Genomic DNA, 15,387 nt, shown 5'->3' with positions numbered 1-15,387 from the left:
CCGGTATGGCCCGGTATGCGTGTCATGGGTGTTGCGCCTACCGTGGCTCGCATGGCTGATGCGGTGGAACTGGAGGCGGGCGGCCGGACCGTACGGCTGTCCAGTCCCGACAAGGTCTTCTTCCCGGAGCGCGGCTTCACCAAGCTGGACCTCGCCCGCTACTACCAGGCCGTCGCGCCCGGCGTCCTGCGCGCCCTGCGCAACCGCCCCACCACCCTGGAGCGCTACCCCGACGGCGTGACCGGCGAGTCCTTCTTCCAGAAGCGGGCCCCGAAGAACATGCCCGACTGGATCCCCACCGCCCACATCACCTTCCCCAGCGGGCGCAGCGCCGACGAGATGTGTCCCACCGAGGAGGCGGCCGTGCTGTGGGCGGCCCAGTACGGCACGCTCACCTTCCACCCCTGGCCCGTCCGCCGCGACGACGTGGACCGCCCCGACGAACTGCGCATCGACCTCGACCCGCAGCCCGGCACCGACTTCGACGACGCCGTCCGCGCCGCCCATGAACTGCGGTCCGTCCTCGACGAGTTCGGCGGTCTGCGCGGCTGGCCCAAGACCTCCGGCGGCCGGGGCCTGCACGTCTTCGTGCCGATCCGGCCGGACTGGACCTTCACCCAGGTGCGGCGCGCCGCCATCGCCGTCGGCCGGGAGATGGAGCGGCGGATGCCGGACCGGGTGACGATCAAGTGGTGGAAGGAGGAACGCGGCGAGCGCATCTTCCTCGACTACAACCAGACCGCCCGGGACCGCACCATCGCCTCCGCCTACTCCGTACGGCCCCGCCCGCACGCCCCGGTCTCGGCACCCCTGCGCTGGGAGGAGGTCGGCGAGGCGCACCCCGGTGACTTCGACATCGCGACGATGCCGGCCCGCTTCGCCGAACTCGGCGACGTCCACGCCGACATGGACGACCACGCCTTCTCCCTGGAGTCCCTCCTGGAACTCGCCCGCCGCGACGAGCACGACCACGGCCTCGGCGACCTCCCGTACCCCCCGGAGTACCCGAAGATGCCGGGCGAGCCGAAACGGGTCCAGCCGAGCCGGGCCCGCAGCGAGGACGCCCCGCCGCCCTCCCGCTCCCGCCGCCACGAGAAACCGGCGCCGCCGGAGTCGACGGCCCCCTGACCCCGAGGGGCTCCCGGGGCGTTCCCCCTGACGATCGGTCACCGCCCAGCGCCGACCGCCCGGTGCCCCGCGCCCGCCCGGCGGCGAGAGCGCTCTCACCGACCCCCTCCCGGAGCTATCCTGATCCGCACCCACCCGAGGAGGAGCCCCGACGTGACCGAGACCGCACAGCGTCCCACCCTGGAGGCCGTGGCCGCGCGGGCCGGGGTGTCCAGGGCCACCGTGTCGAGGGTCGTCAACGGTGGGGACGGGGTCCGGGAGCCTCTGGCGGAGCGGGTCCGGCGGGCCGTGGAGGAACTCGGGTACGTGCCCAACCAGGCGGCCCGCAGCCTGGTGACGAAGCGGCACGGCGCCGTGGCCGTCGTCATCGCCGAACCGGAGACCAGGGTCTTCGCCGACCCGTTCTTCGCGCTCCAGCTCCGCGGCATCAGCAAGGAGCTGACCGCCCAGGACAACCAGCTGGTCCTGCTGCTCACCGAGGGCCGCGACGACCACACGCGCGTCGCCCGCTATCTCGCCGGCGGTCATGTCGACGGCGCCCTGGTCTTCTCCCTCCACCTCGACGACCCGCTCCCCGGCCTCATCCGGGGCGCCGGCCTGCCCACCGTGTTCGGCGGCCGCCCCGGCTGGAGCGACGGCGAGGCCGGCGTGGCGTACGTCGACAGCGACAACCGCGGCGGGGCCCGCGAGGCCGTACGCCATCTCGTCGGCCTCGGCCGCACCCGGATCGCGCACCTCACCGGCCCCCTCGACCAGACCTCGGCGGCCGACCGGCTGGACGGCTACCGGGACGTCATGGGCGGGGCCGATGCGCGGCTCGTCGTGGAGAGCGACTTCACGCCCGCCGGCGGGGAGCGCGCCATGCGCGCCCTCCTGGACCGCTGCCCGGACGTCGACGCCGTGTTCGCCGCGAACGACCTCACCGCCTCCGGCGCCCTGCGCGTGCTGCGCGAGCGGGGGCGGCGGGTGCCCGAGGACGTGGCGGTCGTCGGCTTCGACGACATGCTGCCGGTCGCCGAGGCCACCGACCCGCCGCTGACGACGGTCCGTCAGGACATCGAGGAGATGGGCCGGATCATGGCCCGCCTCCTGCTGCGCCGCCTCGACCCGCGCACCCCGGAGGAGACCCCGGCCGGTGTGGTCCTGCCGACCACCCTGGTGCGCCGTGCCTCGACCTGAGCCCGTCCGCCGGCCGGCCCTCAGCCCTCCTGCTGCGCGCTCCTGATCACCGCGAAACGCGCCCCGTACGGGTCGGCCAGCCGGGCCATGCGGCCGACGCCCTCGACGTCCGCCGCGGGCATCCGGACCGCGCCGCCCCGCGCCTCCGCCTCGGCGGCCACCGCGTCCACGTCCGCGACCTCGAAGTACGGCAGCCAGTACGCCCCGTCCCGCGCCTCGGTCGGGTCGTCGGCCAGTGTCACGAACCCGCCGAACATGGCGTCCTCGCTCCCACCCGGGGGATTGACACAGGTGTACACGCCGCCGGGGAAGGGGACCGCGGAGGTCTCCAGACCCAGCGCCGCGTAGTAGAAGGCGGCCGCCGCGGCGATGTCCGGCGTGTACAGCTCCACCCAGCACAGCGAACCGGGCTCGCCGGCCAGGTCCACGCCCTTGTTCCGGCCCGGCTGCCAGAGGCCGAAGGGCACCCCCGCCGAGTCGGCGACGATCGCCATCATGCCCTGTCCCATCACGTCCATGGGAGCGAAGAGCACCCGGCCGTGGGCCCGTTCGGCGGCCTTGGCGGTGGCGTCCACGTCCGACGACTGGAAATAGACCGTCCAGGACGGGGGACCCTGCGCGGGCGTGGTCTGCATACCGCCCGCGACGGTTCTGCCGTCCGACTGGAAGAAGCCGTAACCGCCGGCCTCCGGCCCCGCGGACGCGAACCGCCAGCCGAACAGGGCGCCGTAGAAGGAGGTGGCGCCGTCGATGTCGGGCGTGCCGAGGTCGATCCAGTTCGGAGCGCCGTCGACGAAACGGGTGGTGAGCATCTCCGCCCTCCTCACAAGGGTCCCGTTGCCTGCACTGCCGAGTCTTGCACCGCCCACTGACAATCGCCGCCGGAGTGCCGCGGACGGCCCGCGCGGACCTCCTTCACCGTCGGTGACCGCGGCGGGTCTCCTTGGTGGTGCGCGTTCCGCGCGCCGCCGTGCGCCGAGGCCGGTCACGGCGTCATCATCGGGGCGGCCGGAGGCCTGCGCCCGCTGCGTATATCCGGCGTTGATCGAACGTTTTTCGCCGCACGGCACGATCCTGGCCATGCATACCGACACGATCCCCACGTCCGACCTCGGCTGGCAGCGCCAGGCGCTGTGCGCGCAGACCGGGGCGGACTTCTTCTTCCCGGAGCCCGGCAGCTCGGTGCGCGAGGCCAAGCGCATCTGCGGCATGTGCGACATGCGCGTGGCCTGTCTCGAGTACGCCCTGGCCAACGACGAGCGCTTCGGTGTCTGGGGCGGCCTGTCCGAGAAGGAGCGCCTCCAGATCAGGCGCACGTCCTGCTGACCCGTCACCGGGCGGTGGACCGGGAGAGGCGCCTCGAAAAACCGGGAGACCGCGTCGCGGGGGTGCGGTTAGGATCCGGGGGCGCCTCCGGACGTAGCGCAGAGGCAGCCGCACCGGCTTGCCCAGCCGGATACGCCGGTTCGAATCCGGTCGTCCGGGCGCGGAACGGTCCTGTAGAGCAGAGGCAGACTCACCACCCTGTCAAGGTGGATACGCCGGTTCGAATCCGGCCGGGACCACGGTACGGCGAGCACGGGGGCGGGGACGGATGGGCGAGGAGATGGGGCCGGCGGCGGTCACCGCGCCGGTCACCGAGACGGAACTGGCCGCCTTCCACGCACTGGTGGGCAGGCTGCGCGCGCTGCCCGTCGACGATCCCGTACGGCTGCGCGCCGAGCAGGTCGCCGCGTCCTTCGCGCGCGACGGACGGCTGCGCCGCCGCAAGGCCCGCGGCGCCGAGTTGTCGGCCGCCGACGCCGCCGCGATGGCCGCCACCGCCACCGGAGCTCCGGGCCGGCGCGAGGACGCCCCCCTGACCGGCGCCGACACCGGTGACGGAGGCGTGTTCCGGCGGCCACGCACCTGCTACGTCTGCAAGTCGCCGTATCGACAGGTCGACACCTTCTACCACCGGCTCTGCCCCGGCTGCGCCGCCGACAACACCGCCCGCCGTGCCCTGAGCACCGATCTGCGCGGGCGGCGCGTCCTGCTGACCGGCGGCCGCGTGAAGATCGGCTTCCAGCTGGCGCTGATGATGCTGCGCGACGGCGCGGAGGTCCAGGTCACCTCCCGGTTCCCGCACGACACCGTGCGCCGCTTCCGGGCCGAACCGGGCAGCGCTCAGTGGCTGGACCGGCTCACCGTGCTCGCCGTCGACCTGCGTGACCCGCGCCAGGTACTGGGTCTGTGCGAGGACCTGCGCGCCGAGGGCCGGCCCCTCGACATCCTCGTCAACAACGCGGCCCAGACCGTGCGCCGCCCCCCGCAGTCGTACGCCCTGCTCGCGGCCGGCGAGGTCGACGCGCTGCCCGAGGGGGCGCGCCAGGCCCCCGGGTTCGCGCCGATGCGCATGCTCCCGGGCGGGGCCGCCGCGCTGCCCGCGGCCCTGCGCGAGGCCGACGAGGCCGGTCTGCTGCCGGACCCCTCCCCGGAGAACTCCTGGTCGGCGACGCTCGGCGCGCTCGACCCGGCCGAGGTCCTGGAGACCCAGCTCGTCAACGCCCTCGCCCCCGCCCTGCTGTGCGACCGGCTGCTGCCGCTGCTGCTCGCCTCCCCGCACCCGCGCCGGTACGTCGTCAACGTCACCGCCGTCGAGGGCCGGTTCACCGTGCGCAACAAGATGGCGGGGCACCCGCACACCAACATGGCCAAGGCCGCCCTCAACATGCTCACCCGCACCAGCGCCGCCGAACTCGCGGCCCGGGGCGTCCACATGTGCGCCGTCGACACCGGCTGGATCACCGACGAGAACCCGGCACCGAAGAAGGCCCGGATGGCGGGCGCCGGCTTCCGCACCCCGCTCGACATCGTCGACGGCGCGGCCCGGGTGTACGACCCGATCGTGCGCGGCGAGGCCGGGGACCCGGTGTCGGGCGTGTTCCTGAAGGACTACCGGGAGGCGCAGTGGTGAACGAGGAGAACCAGCCGGCCGGGTTCGCCGGAGTGCCCCCTGTCGTTCCCCGGCCGCTCGCCGATCTCGCCCCGCTGCTCGACTGGCTGCGTGCCGGGCGGCCGGCGGGGGAGCGGCTGGACTTCACGGCCGGGACCGCGCTGCCGGACGGGCGTCTGGACCTGTGCAAGCAGGGGCTCGGCGCCGAGGGGGCGGCGCTGGTCGCCGAGGCCCTGGCCGACGGCCCGTCGCCGGTACGGCATCTGCTGCTGGGCACCGACGCCCTCGGCGACGAGGGCGCCGCCGCCGTGGCCGGCACCGACGCGCCGGTCGAGACGCTCTACCTCGGCTGCAACGGCATCACCGCCGGCGGCGCCTGCCGGATCGCCGACCAGCTGCGCGCCTCGCCGCAGGTCGTCACCGGTGTCTGGCTCAAGCGCAACCCGCTGGGCGGCGGGGCGGGCCGGGCGGCCGCCGAACTCATCGAGTCCGCACGCACCCTGCGCACCCTCGACCTCGTCCAGACGGGCCTGGACGCGTCCGGCGCCGCACGGCTCGCCGACGCCCTGCGGGCCGCCGCCGACGGCGGACGGCGCATCGAGCGGCTCTTCGTCGGCGGCAACCCGCTGGGCGCACCGGGCGCCGAGGCGCTCGCCGCGGTGATCGCCGCCGGGGCCGTCGACGAGCTGTACGTGTCCGCCGCCCGGCTGGGCGACGCCGGCGCCCTCCGGCTCGCCGACGCGCTGGCCCGGGCGCCGTACGGGCGGCTCACCCGCCTGTCCGTCGCCAGCAACGGCATCGGGCCGCGGGCCGCCGCCCTGCTGGTGGACGCGGCCACCGCCGCCGGGGTCACCCTGCTGGACCTCGGCCGGGTGCGTGCCGCCGCCGTGCTCGGCGCGGCCGACAACCGGCTCGACCTGGAGGCCGCCGACCGCATCGGCCGGACGCTGGCCGCCGGTGAACACCGCCTCGCCCACCTGTACCTGCGCCACACGGGCCTGCGCAGCCGCGAGGCCCACCGTCTGCTCGACCACGCGCCCCGCGCCGCCACGGCCACCCGCCTCGTCCTCGGCCGGTCCATCGCGACCAGCGTCAAACGCCGCCTCGCGGCGCTCAGCGCCCACGTCCCGCCCCCGTCCGTGGCCCCCGACGTGGCCGCCGTACGCAGCGTCCACCGCACGGCACCCCTGACACCGGAGAGCTCACCGGAGGACTGACCGGCCCCCGGCCGGCTCGCGCCCTCACCGCCCCTTCCCCGTGCACACCTCCCTCCAGAACCGCTGGTGCTTCTCCGACGCCCCCACCAGATACGTCGCCCGCAGCTTCGGCGGCAGATGACGCACCAGCCGGGCCACCACCGCGCGATGCCTGCGCAGCTGGGACAGCTCGGCGTTGGCGAGGATCTGGTGGACGACGTCACCCTCGTCACCGCCCTCGTCCGAACGCCCGGCGGCACGGCGCAGCCGGGCCTCCCAGGCGTCCGCGTCCCGGGCCAGTTCGCCGAGGCCGGTGACCGGGCGGCCCCGGAGGCGGTCGATCAGCGCGGTCAGCGGCACGGGCGCGTACGCGCCGTCGCCGAGGTAGACCGTCGCCATCTCCAGCGGCAGCCCCCGCCGGTGCAGCTTGATCAGCCGCTCCAGGGCGCGCTTGGTGATCCAGGCCCGGCCCTCCTCGTCGAGGGTCCTCGCGCAGCTCGGGTTCGGCCGGCAGACCGCCGTGTCCACGGCCGTCGTCGGGATCTGGCGGTGGCACTTGGTGTACAGCCAGGACGCCACCGCCGACTCGGTCAGTCCGAAGTCCAGCGGTGCCGCCTCCTTCAGCCGCCGCGCCTCCTCGACGACCTCGGGATCGGCCGGCCGACAGGCCTCCAGCGCCCGCCGATCGGCGAGATCCACCACCGGCGCACGCCGCCGCCGCTCCGACAACGGGCCAAGGCATTACGCTCTGCGGCAAGGGCGGGGCCGTAGCGCAGAGGCAGCCGCACCGGTCTCCAAAACTGGAACACGCTGGTTCGAATCCAGCCGCCCCGCCCCCTCCTCGGCCGTGCTCAGGCGAGGGCTCCCGCCGTCATCAGCAGCTCCGGGGCCGTTCCGTGGAAGGTCTCGGCGATCTGGGCCAGCACGGCCCAGGCCTCCTCACGGTTGCCGAGGTGGCGGTGGACGAGCGGGCGCAGGGCGCGCTCGGCGTCGGGGACCCGGGCCGGGAACATCAGACGGCCCATGGCGAGGACTTCGAGGACGCGGACCGCCGGGCCGTGGCCGGTCGCGTACGCGGCGGGCCCGTCCAGCACGCCCGCCTGCCGCAGCCGGTGCGTGAACTTGGCGTGCGTGCCGAACCGGGCGCGCAGCGCGGGCGGACAGTCCGGGCGTATCGAGAGCACCCAGCGGGTGTAGCCCGGCAGTGGCTGTTCGGCGTCCGCCTCGGCGACCGTCGACCAGTCCTCCCGGGTCAGCACCATGGAGCTGGCCGCGCGGGCCCGGGACATGGAGTCCACCGCGCGCAGGGCGCCCACGAGGCCGTGGCGGACGTAACTCCCGGGGATCTCGGGTTCCTCACCCGCCAGCTTGGGATCCACCGGCACGGGCGCCGTGCGGCCGGGGCCGAAGGGCAGCCCGCGCACGACGGCCCGCCGCAGGCCCGTGTTCCTGCCCAGGTGGGGCCAGACCAGGGCGTTCAGCTGCGGGTCGTCCTGTTCCAGTGTCCACAGCGCGACGGACGACGGTACGGGGGACCAGTTCCAGGCCCGTCGGATCCGCCGCCGGGCCAGTCGGGACGGTTCGCCGGAGTGCAGCCCGATGCGCGCCCGGACGCGGGCCGCGGTGTCGTCGTCGGTCAGGTCCAGCAGGAGGCCGACCGCCAGTCGCGTGGTGTCGTCGAGCATGGCGGCATGATGCCGCACAGCGCCGACAGGGCGCACCGCTGTTTCGGTACGCCCCTTCTCGGTGGTTCCAGCCCGGGTGTCAGGCCCCGGCGCGCGCCGCCATGCGCGCCTTGCGCGCCGCCAGCTTCTCGTCGAACTTCGCCGCCTCCGAGTCCAGGCCGCCCAGGAACAGACCCAGCTCCTCCTGGGCCTGGCGGCCGTCGGCGCCGAGGCCGTCGATGTCCATGACCTTCAGGTGGCGCAGCACGGGCTGGAGGACGTCGTCGTGGTGGATGCGCAGGTTGTAGACCTCGCCGATGGCCATCTGCGCGGCGAACCGCTCGAAGCCGGGCATGCCGTGGCCGGGCATCCGGAAGTTCACGATGACGTCCCGCACGGCCTGCATGGTGAGGTCGGGGGCGAGCTCGAACGCGGCCTTCAGCAGGTTGCGGTAGAAGACCATGTGCAGGTTCTCGTCGGTCGCGATCCGGGCCAGCATGCGGTCGCAGACCGGGTCGCCGGACTGGTGGCCGGTGTTGCGGTGCGAGATGCGGGTCGCGAGCTCCTGGAAGGCGACGTAGGCGACCGAGTGCAGCATCGAGTGGCGGTTGTCCGACTCGAAGCCCTCGCTCATGTGTTCCATCCGGAACCGCTCCAGCTTGTCCGGGTCCACCGCGCGCGAGGCGAGCAGGTAGTCGCGCATCACGATGCCGTGGCGGCCCTCCTCGGCGGTCCAGCGGTGCACCCAGGTGCCCCAGGCGCCGTCCCGGCCGAACAGGGAGGCGATCTCGTGGTGGTAACTGGGGAGGTTGTCCTCGGTGAGGAGGTTCACCACGAGCGCGATCCGGCCGATCTCGGTGACCTTGGACTGCTCCTTGTCCCAGGCCTCGCCGTCCTCGAAGAGGCCGGGGAAGTTGCGGCCGTCGCTCCAGGGCACGTACTCGTGCGGCATCCAGTCCTTGGCGACCTTCAGATGCCGGTTGAGTTCGGTCTCGACCACTTCCTCGAGTGCGTACAGCAGCTTGGCGTCGGTCCAGACGGCGGGGCTGCCGAGGTGAGGGGAGGTGATCGTCACGAGGTACTCCAGGGGACGGAAAACGGAGCGGAACACTCCGGCGAGCGATTGCCGGAACCTACGGGATCGTAGGCTACGAAACCGTAGGTTACGAAGCCGTAGGTTAAGGGTGCTGTAAAGATCGCTGATCAGCCGGGCTCCCCAAGGGATTTCGAGGGGTGTCGAACACCCCCCGGGATCCGCAGGTCCCAGGGCCGGGAAGGTGATTCGATCACCCGGTCAGGCGTACAGCTCCCGCAGTCGCACCGAGAGGCATGTCACACATCCCTCGAGCTTCTCGAACTCGCCGATGTCGACCGTGACGGGCTCGAGGCCGAGGTCGGCGAAGAGCTCGGCCGACCGGGGCGCGGTCGCCGACATGAGCAGCTTCGGCCCGCCCAGGAGCACCACGTGCGACCCGGCCTCCTCGGGCACCGACAGGAACCGGGGGAACAGCGAGGGCCGGTCCACCTTGGGGATGTGCCCGATCACCGTACCGTCGGGCAGCGCGGTGACCGCCGATTTCAGATGCAACACCTTGCTCACCGGTACGGCGACCACCCGCGCCCCGAGCGGCTCGAAGGCCGCCCGCACCTGCTGGAGCCCGGCGGCGTTGGTCCGTCCGCCGCGGCCGACGTAGATCGTGTCGCCCACCTTCAGGACGTCGCCGCCGTCCAGGGTGCCCGGCTCCCAGATCCAGTTCACCGAGCAGCCGAGGCGGGCCACGGCCTCCTCGACCCCGTCGGTCTCCTCGCGCCGGGACTCGGCGCCGGGGCGCGCGATCAGGGCGACGTTCCTGTACATGACCACCGTGTCCTCGACGAACACGGCGTCGGGGCAGTCGTCGGCCGGGTCGACCTCGATCGTCTCCCAGCCGTGCGCGCGCAGCGTCTCCGTGTACGCCTCCCACTGTTCGAGGGCGAGGTCGACATCGATCTTCTCGCGCTCGACGTGGGTCACCAGCCCTTCGGCGAGGCGGGGGCCGGGGCGGCGGACGAGGGCTTTCCTGCTGGGCACGGACGGGTCTCCGAATCAGCGGTGGCTCGGGCCCGGCCGGCGGGTCGCGCCGGAGGTCCGACCGGCGCCCCTGACACGGCGCCGGTCCGCCATCATGCAGCGCGGGCCCACCAGGACAAAACCCCTGGCGCCCGCCTGTGCCCCTCCTGAGACCGCCCCGCCTAGGCCGGGTCCGTCACCTCCTCGAGGCTGCTCTCGCGCAACTCCCCGTCCAGCAGCAGCCAGCGGGTGATCCCGATCGACTCCAGGAACGGCAGATCGTGACTGGCGACGACGAGGGCGCCCTCGTAGGACTCCAGGGCCGTGGTGAGCTGCCGCACACTCGCCATGTCGAGGTTGTTCGTCGGCTCGTCCAGCAGCAGCAGCTGAGGGGCCGGCTCGGCGAGCATCAGGGCCGCCAGGGCCGCCCGGAAGCGCTCCCCGCCGGACAGCGTGCCCGCGTTCTGGTCCGCGCGGGCGCCCCGGAACAGGAACCGGGCGAGCCGGGCCCGGACCCGGTTGTTCGTGGCGGCCGGCGCGAACCGCGCCACGTTCTCGGCGACCGTCAGCGTGTCGTCCAGGACGTCCAGGCGCTGCGGCAGGAACCGCAGCGGCACGTGCGCGTGTGCCTCGCCCGCGACCGGCGCCAGCTCCCCGGCGACGGTGCGCAGCAGGGTCGTCTTGCCCGCGCCGTTGCGTCCGACGAGCGCCACGCGCTCCGGCCCGCGCAGGTCGAGACCGCCCGCCACGCGCGCGCCGTACGCGAGTTCCAGGTCCCGCAGGGTGAGGACCTCACGCCCCGGCGGGACGGCCGTGAACGGCAGCTCCACACGGATCTCGTCGTCGTCCCGTACGGCCTCCGCGGCCTCGTCGAGCCGTTCCCTGGCCTCGGTGAGGCGTTCCTCGTGCAGGATGCGGTGCTTGCCCGCGGACTCCTGCGCCGCGCGCCGACGCGCCCCCATGACGATCTTCGGCTCGCGTTTCTGTTCGAACATCTTCTGCCCGTAGCGCTTGCGGCGGGCGAGCTTGACCTGGGCGTCGGCCAGTTCGCGCTTCTGCCGACGCAGATCGGCCTCCGCGACGCGCACCATGCGCTCGGCCGCCTCCTGCTCGCCGGCGAGCGCCTCCTCGTAGGCGGAGAAGGTGCCGCCGTACCAGGTGATCTCCCCGCCGCGCAGGTCGGCGATCTGGTCGACGAGCTCCAGCAGTTCCCGGTCGTGGCTGACCACGACCAGCACGCCCGGCCAGGACTCCACGGCCGCGTACAGCCGCCGCCGGGCGTGGAGGTCGAGGTTGTTGGTGGGTTCGTCGAGCAGCAGGACGTCGGGGCGGCGCAGCAGCAGCGCGGCCAGCCGCAGCAGGACCGACTCGCCGCCGGACACCTCGCCGACGGTGCGGTCCAGGCCGATGTGGCCGAGGCCGAGCTCGCCCAGGGTGGCCAGGGCGCGTTCCTCCACGTCCCAGTCGTCGCCGAGGGCTTCGAAGTGCTCCTCCGAGGCGTCGCCGGCCTCGATGGCGTGCAGGGCGGCCCGCGGTACGGCGATGCCGAGGACGTCGTCGACCCGCAGACCGGTGTCGAGCGTGACGTTCTGCGGCAGGTGGCCGATCTCGCCGGAGACGCGCACGGTGCCCTCGGTGGGGGTCAGCAGCCCGGCGACCAGCTTCAGCAGGGTCGACTTGCCGGAGCCGTTGACGCCGACGAGCCCGGTCCGGCCGGGGCCGAAGGAGACGTCCAGGCCGTCGAGGACGGCGGTGCCGTCGGGCCAGGAGAAGGAGAGGGAGGAGCAGGTGATGGATCGTGTCAAAGGGGCCTCGCGGTGTGCGTGTGCGGTCAGGGGCATACGCGTGTCGAGACACCGGAGGGCGGCGACCACCGCGGGAGCGGGAGCGCGGGCATACGGAGAGCCCTGTTGCTCGGGACGGCTCGAAGACGCCGAGGTCGCACGCAGCGCCCGCACGGGTGCGGGGCATGGTGTCTCAGGACCTCAGACGAGCAACGTCCTTCTCCAATCGACGGCAACAGGACCGATTCAGACGATAGGAGGGGCCGACAGCCCCGTCAAAGGATTAAAACCGGCCGCCCGCGGTTCAGCAGGCGTCCCGCATCAGTTGCGCGAGGTCGTGGTCCAGATCGAGCTGGAGGTGCTCCAGACCGACCGGCACCAGTTCCCCGCTGGCGCTCAGGAAGCGGCGGATGTCCGACGAGTGGACGTGCACGACGGCGGTGCCCTCGGGGGCGTGGAACTCCAGCACCGTGCGGTCGTACCCGTACGGCCGGACACGGACGTCGCCGTGGCCCTCGGCCCGCTCGAGGCCGGCGGCGAGCAGATCACGGGCGAACGTCCAGCAGACCTCGACGCCCTCCAGGGTCGCGGGGGCCGGGAAGGTCATCCGGACGGCGAACGGATCGCTCCGGTCGTAGTGCAGCATGGCGGGGATGCTGGGCATCCGGGGCGCGGCGGCGACCAGGCGGGCCTCAACGGGCTGCTCGATGACGGTGGACAACGCCTTGCTCCCTTGCTGACGACGTGAGGGACTACCGGCCGGACGGCGTCCGGATACAGGAAGAGACGCTGGAACCGGCCGATCCGTGCACACCGATGACGAGTGACCTCGGTCACCGCCTTCATGCAGGGAAGTGACACACCTCTCCCGCCGTTGCGGGCAGGGCGGTCGAGGCGGCCGAGGCCCTCTGGACGCCATCGGGGCCGTGGGCTAGCTTCCCGCGCCATGAGGCGCTTGGGGAAGACGCGACGCACGGTAAGGACGGTAAGAACTGCACGGGGGAGGGCGTGGGCCGCCGCGGCGGCGGCCTGCGCGGCGGCGCTGGCCACGCTGCCCGCCGCACCCGCCCACGCGCACGGCGATCCGCACTGGGCGCCGAAGGACACCGGCAGCGTCTCGGTCCGCTTCCGCGGGCTGTCCGCGGTCGACCGGCACACCGCGTGGCTGTCCGGCACCCGGGGCACCGTGCTGCGCACCACCGACGGCGGGGCGAGCTGGCGCGACGTCTCTCCGCCCGGCGCGGCCGACCTGCAGTTCCGCGACATCGAGGCGTTCGACGCGCGCCGCGCGGTGGTGCTGGCGATCGGCGAGGGCGAGGCCTCGCGCGTGTACCGCACCGACGACGGCGGGGCGACCTGGACGGAGTCCTTCCGCAACACCGACGCGAAGGCGTTCTACGACTGCATGACCTTCTTCGACCGCCGCCACGGCCTCGCGATGAGCGATCCGGTGGACGGAAGGTTCCGCATCCTGTCGACCGCCGACGGCGGCCGGTCCTGGACGGTGCTGCCGGACACCGGCATGCCGGCCGCCCTGGACGGCGAGGCCGGCTTCGCCGCCGGCGGCCAGTGCCTGGTCTCCTCCGGGCCGAGGGACGTGTGGCTGGCCACCGGCGGAGCGGCACGCGCGCGTGTGCTGCACTCCGCCGACCGGGGACTGACCTGGACCGCCGCCGACACCCCCGTCCCCGCGGGCGACCCCGCGCGCGGGGTGTTCGCCCTCGCCTTCCGCGACCGTACGCACGGCCTCGCCGTCGGCGGCGACTACCGCGCCGGGCAGCCCTCCCCGGACGCCGCCGCCGGCACCGGCGACGCGGGCCGCACCTGGCGCCCCGCCGCCACCGCGCCGCCCGCCTACCGCTCCGGCGTGACCTGGCTCCCGCACCGCCGCGCCGCCGCCCTCGCCGTCGGCCCCACCGGCACCGACCTCACCACCGACGCCGGCCGCACCTGGCGCACCCTCGACTCCGGCTCCTACGACACCGTCGACTGCGCCCCCGGCGGCGGCTGCTGGGCGGCGGGCGAACAAGGGCGGGCGGCACGGCTGGAGAACTGACCGGTCCGGGGTACCCGGACCGCGTACACGAAGGCCCAGCGCGGCCGGAGGGAGTGAGCGCACATGCCACGCGGTGCGAGCCCCAAGCGGGAGCGCCAGTACGAGCACATCAAGGAGAGCGCGCGGGACCGGGGCGAGAGCCCTCGCCGCGCGGAGGAGATCGCCGCGCGCACGGTCAACAAGGAACGTGCCCGCTCCGGCGAGTCGAAGACCGCGAGCCGCACCTCCACCGAGGACATCTCGTCCGGCAGGCGGGGCGGACTGAGGTCAGGCAAGGGCGCCCAGGGGCCCACGTACGACCAGCTCTACGAGGAGGCCAGGCGGCGCGGCATCAAGGGCCGTTCGAGCATGGACAAGAGCCAGTTGCAGCGCGCCCTGGACGGCCGGAAGGGCTGACGGGCCGCCGGGAGACCTGATCGCGGGCCCGCGCGCGGGAGCCGTACGCTCGTCACCACCATGACGACCGTAGACATTCCCGCGGGCTGGCCCGCGACCGAGGAGGAGGCCCGCGCCGTCCAGGACGAGCTGCGGGTCCGCGTGCTGCTCGACGAGACGGGCCCGCCGCCCGGGACCGGCCGGGTGACGGGGGTGGACGTCGCCTACGACGACGAACGGGACGTCGTCGCGGCCGCGGCCGTCGTGCTGGACGCGGCGAGCCTCGACGTCGTCGCGGAGGCCACCGCCGTCGGCCGGATCTCGTTCCCGTACGTGCCCGGTCTGCTCGCCTTCCGCGAGATCCCGACCGTGCTGGCGGCCCTGGACGCCCTGCCCGTCCCGCCCGGCCTGGTCGTCTGCGACGGCTACGGCCTCGCCCACCCGCGCCGCTTCGGCCTCGCGAGCCACCTCGGAGTCGTCACCGGCCTGCCCACGATCGGCGTCGCGAAGAACCCGTTCACCTTCACGTACGACGCCCCGGACGCACCGCGCGGAGCGTCCTCGCCGCTGCTCGCGGGCGCCGAGGAGGTGGGGCGGGCCCTGCGCACCCGGCAGGACGTCAAGCCGGTCTTCGTCTCCGTCGGCCACCGCACGACCCTGGAGACCGCCTGCGCCCACACTCTCGCCCTGACGCCCCGGTTCCGTCTCCCGGAGACGACCCGCAGGGCCGACGCGCTGTGCCGGCGGGCACTCCGGGAGGCGACGGGCGGGCCCTGACGAGCCGCCCTGACGGGCCGTACGGGCACCCCGTCTGAGTACGTCGTCTGAGTATCCGTACGGATGTGGGCGCCGCCTGCCGGCGGCGAGGCTGTGCCCATGACCACGCACCGTGCCCCGAAGCCCCTCGCCGACCCGGACCGGCCCGTCGAGCGCGCCGTCAACGCCGCCCTGATCCTCGCCGTGCTCGCGGGCCTCGGCTGGATCGTCGGCATGATCTACACGCTCGTCGAGTGGCCGGTG

The 15,387-nt window shown here is 73.8% G+C and carries 15 protein-coding genes, 3 tRNA genes and 2 pseudogenes; 12 read left to right on the top strand and 8 right to left on the bottom strand.

Annotated elements, in window-relative coordinates; genetic code table 11:
* Positions 1–51 precede the first annotated feature (51 nt).
* Together ligD and AQJ64_RS25500 are read left to right on the top strand one after the other, a co-directional pair.
* Positions 52–1,128 (top strand): non-homologous end-joining DNA ligase, encoded by a 1,077-nt coding sequence (ligD, locus tag AQJ64_RS25505; RefSeq protein ID WP_059203009.1) that lies wholly within the window; start codon positions 52–54, stop codon positions 1,126–1,128.
* Between the two features lie 153 nt (positions 1,129–1,281).
* Positions 1,282–2,307, top strand: a complete 1,026-nt coding sequence (locus tag AQJ64_RS25500; protein ID WP_059203008.1) for a LacI family DNA-binding transcriptional regulator — start codon at positions 1,282–1,284, stop codon at positions 2,305–2,307.
* Between the two features lie 20 nt (positions 2,308–2,327).
* Here the strand turns inward: AQJ64_RS25500 and AQJ64_RS25495 are convergent, their stop codons facing one another.
* Positions 2,328–3,119, bottom strand: a complete 792-nt coding sequence (locus AQJ64_RS25495; protein WP_055638364.1) for a VOC family protein — start codon at positions 3,117–3,119, stop codon at positions 2,328–2,330.
* 268 nt (positions 3,120–3,387) lie between these two features.
* On the opposite strand from AQJ64_RS25495, the gene AQJ64_RS25490 reads away from it, so the two are divergent.
* The 5 genes from AQJ64_RS25490 to AQJ64_RS25470 all read left to right on the top strand — a co-directional run bounded on the left by AQJ64_RS25490 (position 3,388) and on the right by AQJ64_RS25470 (position 6,459).
* Positions 3,388–3,633 carry a WhiB family transcriptional regulator gene (locus AQJ64_RS25490; RefSeq protein WP_167739013.1) on the top strand — a complete coding sequence of 82 codons (246 nt, stop codon included), beginning with the start codon at positions 3,388–3,390 and terminating at the stop codon, positions 3,631–3,633.
* 87 nt (positions 3,634–3,720) lie between these two features.
* Positions 3,721–3,792 (top strand) — tRNA-Gly (locus AQJ64_RS25485).
* A gap of 8 nt (positions 3,793–3,800) precedes the next feature.
* Positions 3,801–3,872, top strand: a tRNA-Asp gene (locus AQJ64_RS25480).
* A 29-nt stretch (positions 3,873–3,901) separates the two neighbouring features.
* Positions 3,902–5,263 carry an SDR family NAD(P)-dependent oxidoreductase gene (locus AQJ64_RS25475; protein ID WP_055638362.1) on the top strand — a complete coding sequence of 454 codons (1,362 nt, stop codon included), beginning with the start codon at positions 3,902–3,904 and terminating at the stop codon, positions 5,261–5,263.
* Positions 5,260–6,459, top strand: a complete 1,200-nt coding sequence (locus AQJ64_RS25470) for a leucine-rich repeat domain-containing protein (RefSeq protein WP_240512950.1) — start codon at positions 5,260–5,262, stop codon at positions 6,457–6,459. Before AQJ64_RS25475 ends, AQJ64_RS25470 begins: the two co-directional genes overlap by 4 nt.
* Before the next feature lie 24 nt (positions 6,460–6,483).
* Here the strand turns inward: AQJ64_RS25470 and AQJ64_RS25465 are convergent.
* Both AQJ64_RS25465 and AQJ64_RS46420 read right to left on the bottom strand, forming a co-directional pair.
* Positions 6,484–6,921: pseudogene (locus AQJ64_RS25465) on the bottom strand (AAA family ATPase); the annotation flags it as partial.
* Positions 6,922–6,954: 33 nt separating this feature from the next.
* Positions 6,955–7,140: pseudogene (locus tag AQJ64_RS46420) on the bottom strand (hypothetical protein); the annotation flags it as partial.
* 57 nt (positions 7,141–7,197) lie between these two features.
* On the opposite strand from AQJ64_RS46420, the gene AQJ64_RS25460 reads away from it, so the two are divergent.
* Positions 7,198–7,273 (top strand) — tRNA-Trp (locus tag AQJ64_RS25460).
* Between the two features lie 16 nt (positions 7,274–7,289).
* Here AQJ64_RS25460 and AQJ64_RS25455 read toward each other — a convergent pair.
* From AQJ64_RS25455 to ssgD, 5 genes are all read right to left on the bottom strand, one after another.
* Positions 7,290–8,123: a hypothetical protein gene (locus AQJ64_RS25455; RefSeq protein WP_055638359.1), complete on the bottom strand. Its 834-nt coding sequence runs from the start codon at positions 8,121–8,123 to the stop codon at positions 7,290–7,292.
* Positions 8,124–8,202: 79 nt separating this feature from the next.
* The gene (locus tag AQJ64_RS25450; protein ID WP_055638358.1) at positions 8,203–9,177 is read right to left on the bottom strand and encodes an acyl-ACP desaturase; all 975 of its coding nucleotides are present in this window, start codon (positions 9,175–9,177) and stop codon (positions 8,203–8,205) included.
* A 219-nt stretch (positions 9,178–9,396) separates the two neighbouring features.
* Positions 9,397–10,173, bottom strand: a complete 777-nt coding sequence (ddaH, locus tag AQJ64_RS25445; protein ID WP_055638357.1) for a dimethylargininase — start codon at positions 10,171–10,173, stop codon at positions 9,397–9,399.
* Positions 10,174–10,334: 161 nt separating this feature from the next.
* Positions 10,335–11,957, bottom strand: coding sequence for an ABC-F family ATP-binding cassette domain-containing protein (locus AQJ64_RS25440; protein WP_059203007.1), 1,623 nt, complete (start codon positions 11,955–11,957; stop codon positions 10,335–10,337).
* A gap of 283 nt (positions 11,958–12,240) precedes the next feature.
* On the bottom strand, positions 12,241–12,657 hold the full coding sequence (gene ssgD / locus AQJ64_RS25435; protein ID WP_055638718.1) for a spore wall synthesis regulator SsgD: 417 nt from the start codon (positions 12,655–12,657) through the stop codon (positions 12,241–12,243).
* Between the two features lie 225 nt (positions 12,658–12,882).
* Between ssgD and AQJ64_RS25430 the strand changes: the two genes are divergently transcribed.
* The 4 genes from AQJ64_RS25430 to mmpA form a co-directional block, all read left to right on the top strand.
* A complete protein-coding gene (locus tag AQJ64_RS25430; RefSeq protein WP_167739017.1) occupies positions 12,883–13,992 on the top strand; it encodes a WD40/YVTN/BNR-like repeat-containing protein in 1,110 nt (369 codons plus the stop codon).
* A 63-nt stretch (positions 13,993–14,055) separates the two neighbouring features.
* Positions 14,056–14,388 (top strand): hypothetical protein, encoded by a 333-nt coding sequence (locus tag AQJ64_RS25425; protein WP_055638720.1) that lies wholly within the window; start codon positions 14,056–14,058, stop codon positions 14,386–14,388.
* Between the two features lie 60 nt (positions 14,389–14,448).
* Positions 14,449–15,144: an endonuclease V gene (locus AQJ64_RS25420; RefSeq protein WP_055638721.1), complete on the top strand. Its 696-nt coding sequence runs from the start codon at positions 14,449–14,451 to the stop codon at positions 15,142–15,144.
* 99 nt (positions 15,145–15,243) lie between these two features.
* The coding region (mmpA, locus tag AQJ64_RS52460; protein ID WP_099054161.1) for a morphogenic membrane protein MmpA at positions 15,244–15,387 on the top strand (144 nt) is incomplete at its 3' end.

The sequence above is a fragment of the Streptomyces griseoruber genome, from assembly GCF_001514205.1.
Taxonomy (GTDB): Bacteria; Actinomycetota; Actinomycetes; order Streptomycetales; family Streptomycetaceae; genus Streptomyces; species Streptomyces griseoruber.
The sequence above is the reverse complement of the archived record's forward strand: the minus strand, read 5'-3'. Positions and strand labels throughout refer to the sequence as shown.

Bases quoted from the DNA above. Each gene is read 5' to 3' on its own strand.
- ligD (WP_059203009.1), top strand. From the start codon at position 52: ATGGCTGATGCGGTGGAACTGGAGGCGGGCGGCCGGACCGTACGGCTG.
- AQJ64_RS25495 (WP_055638364.1), bottom strand. From the start codon at position 3,119: ATGCTCACCACCCGTTTCGTCGACGGCGCTCCGAACTGGATCGACCTC.
- AQJ64_RS25490 (WP_167739013.1), top strand. From the start codon at position 3,388: ATGCATACCGACACGATCCCCACGTCCGACCTCGGCTGGCAGCGCCAG.
- AQJ64_RS25475 (WP_055638362.1), top strand. From the start codon at position 3,902: ATGGGCGAGGAGATGGGGCCGGCGGCGGTCACCGCGCCGGTCACCGAG.
- AQJ64_RS25455 (WP_055638359.1), bottom strand. From the start codon at position 8,123: ATGCTCGACGACACCACGCGACTGGCGGTCGGCCTCCTGCTGGACCTG.
- AQJ64_RS25430 (WP_167739017.1), top strand. From the start codon at position 12,883: ATGAGGCGCTTGGGGAAGACGCGACGCACGGTAAGGACGGTAAGAACT.
- AQJ64_RS25425 (WP_055638720.1), top strand. From the start codon at position 14,056: ATGCCACGCGGTGCGAGCCCCAAGCGGGAGCGCCAGTACGAGCACATC.
- AQJ64_RS25420 (WP_055638721.1), top strand. From the start codon at position 14,449: ATGACGACCGTAGACATTCCCGCGGGCTGGCCCGCGACCGAGGAGGAG.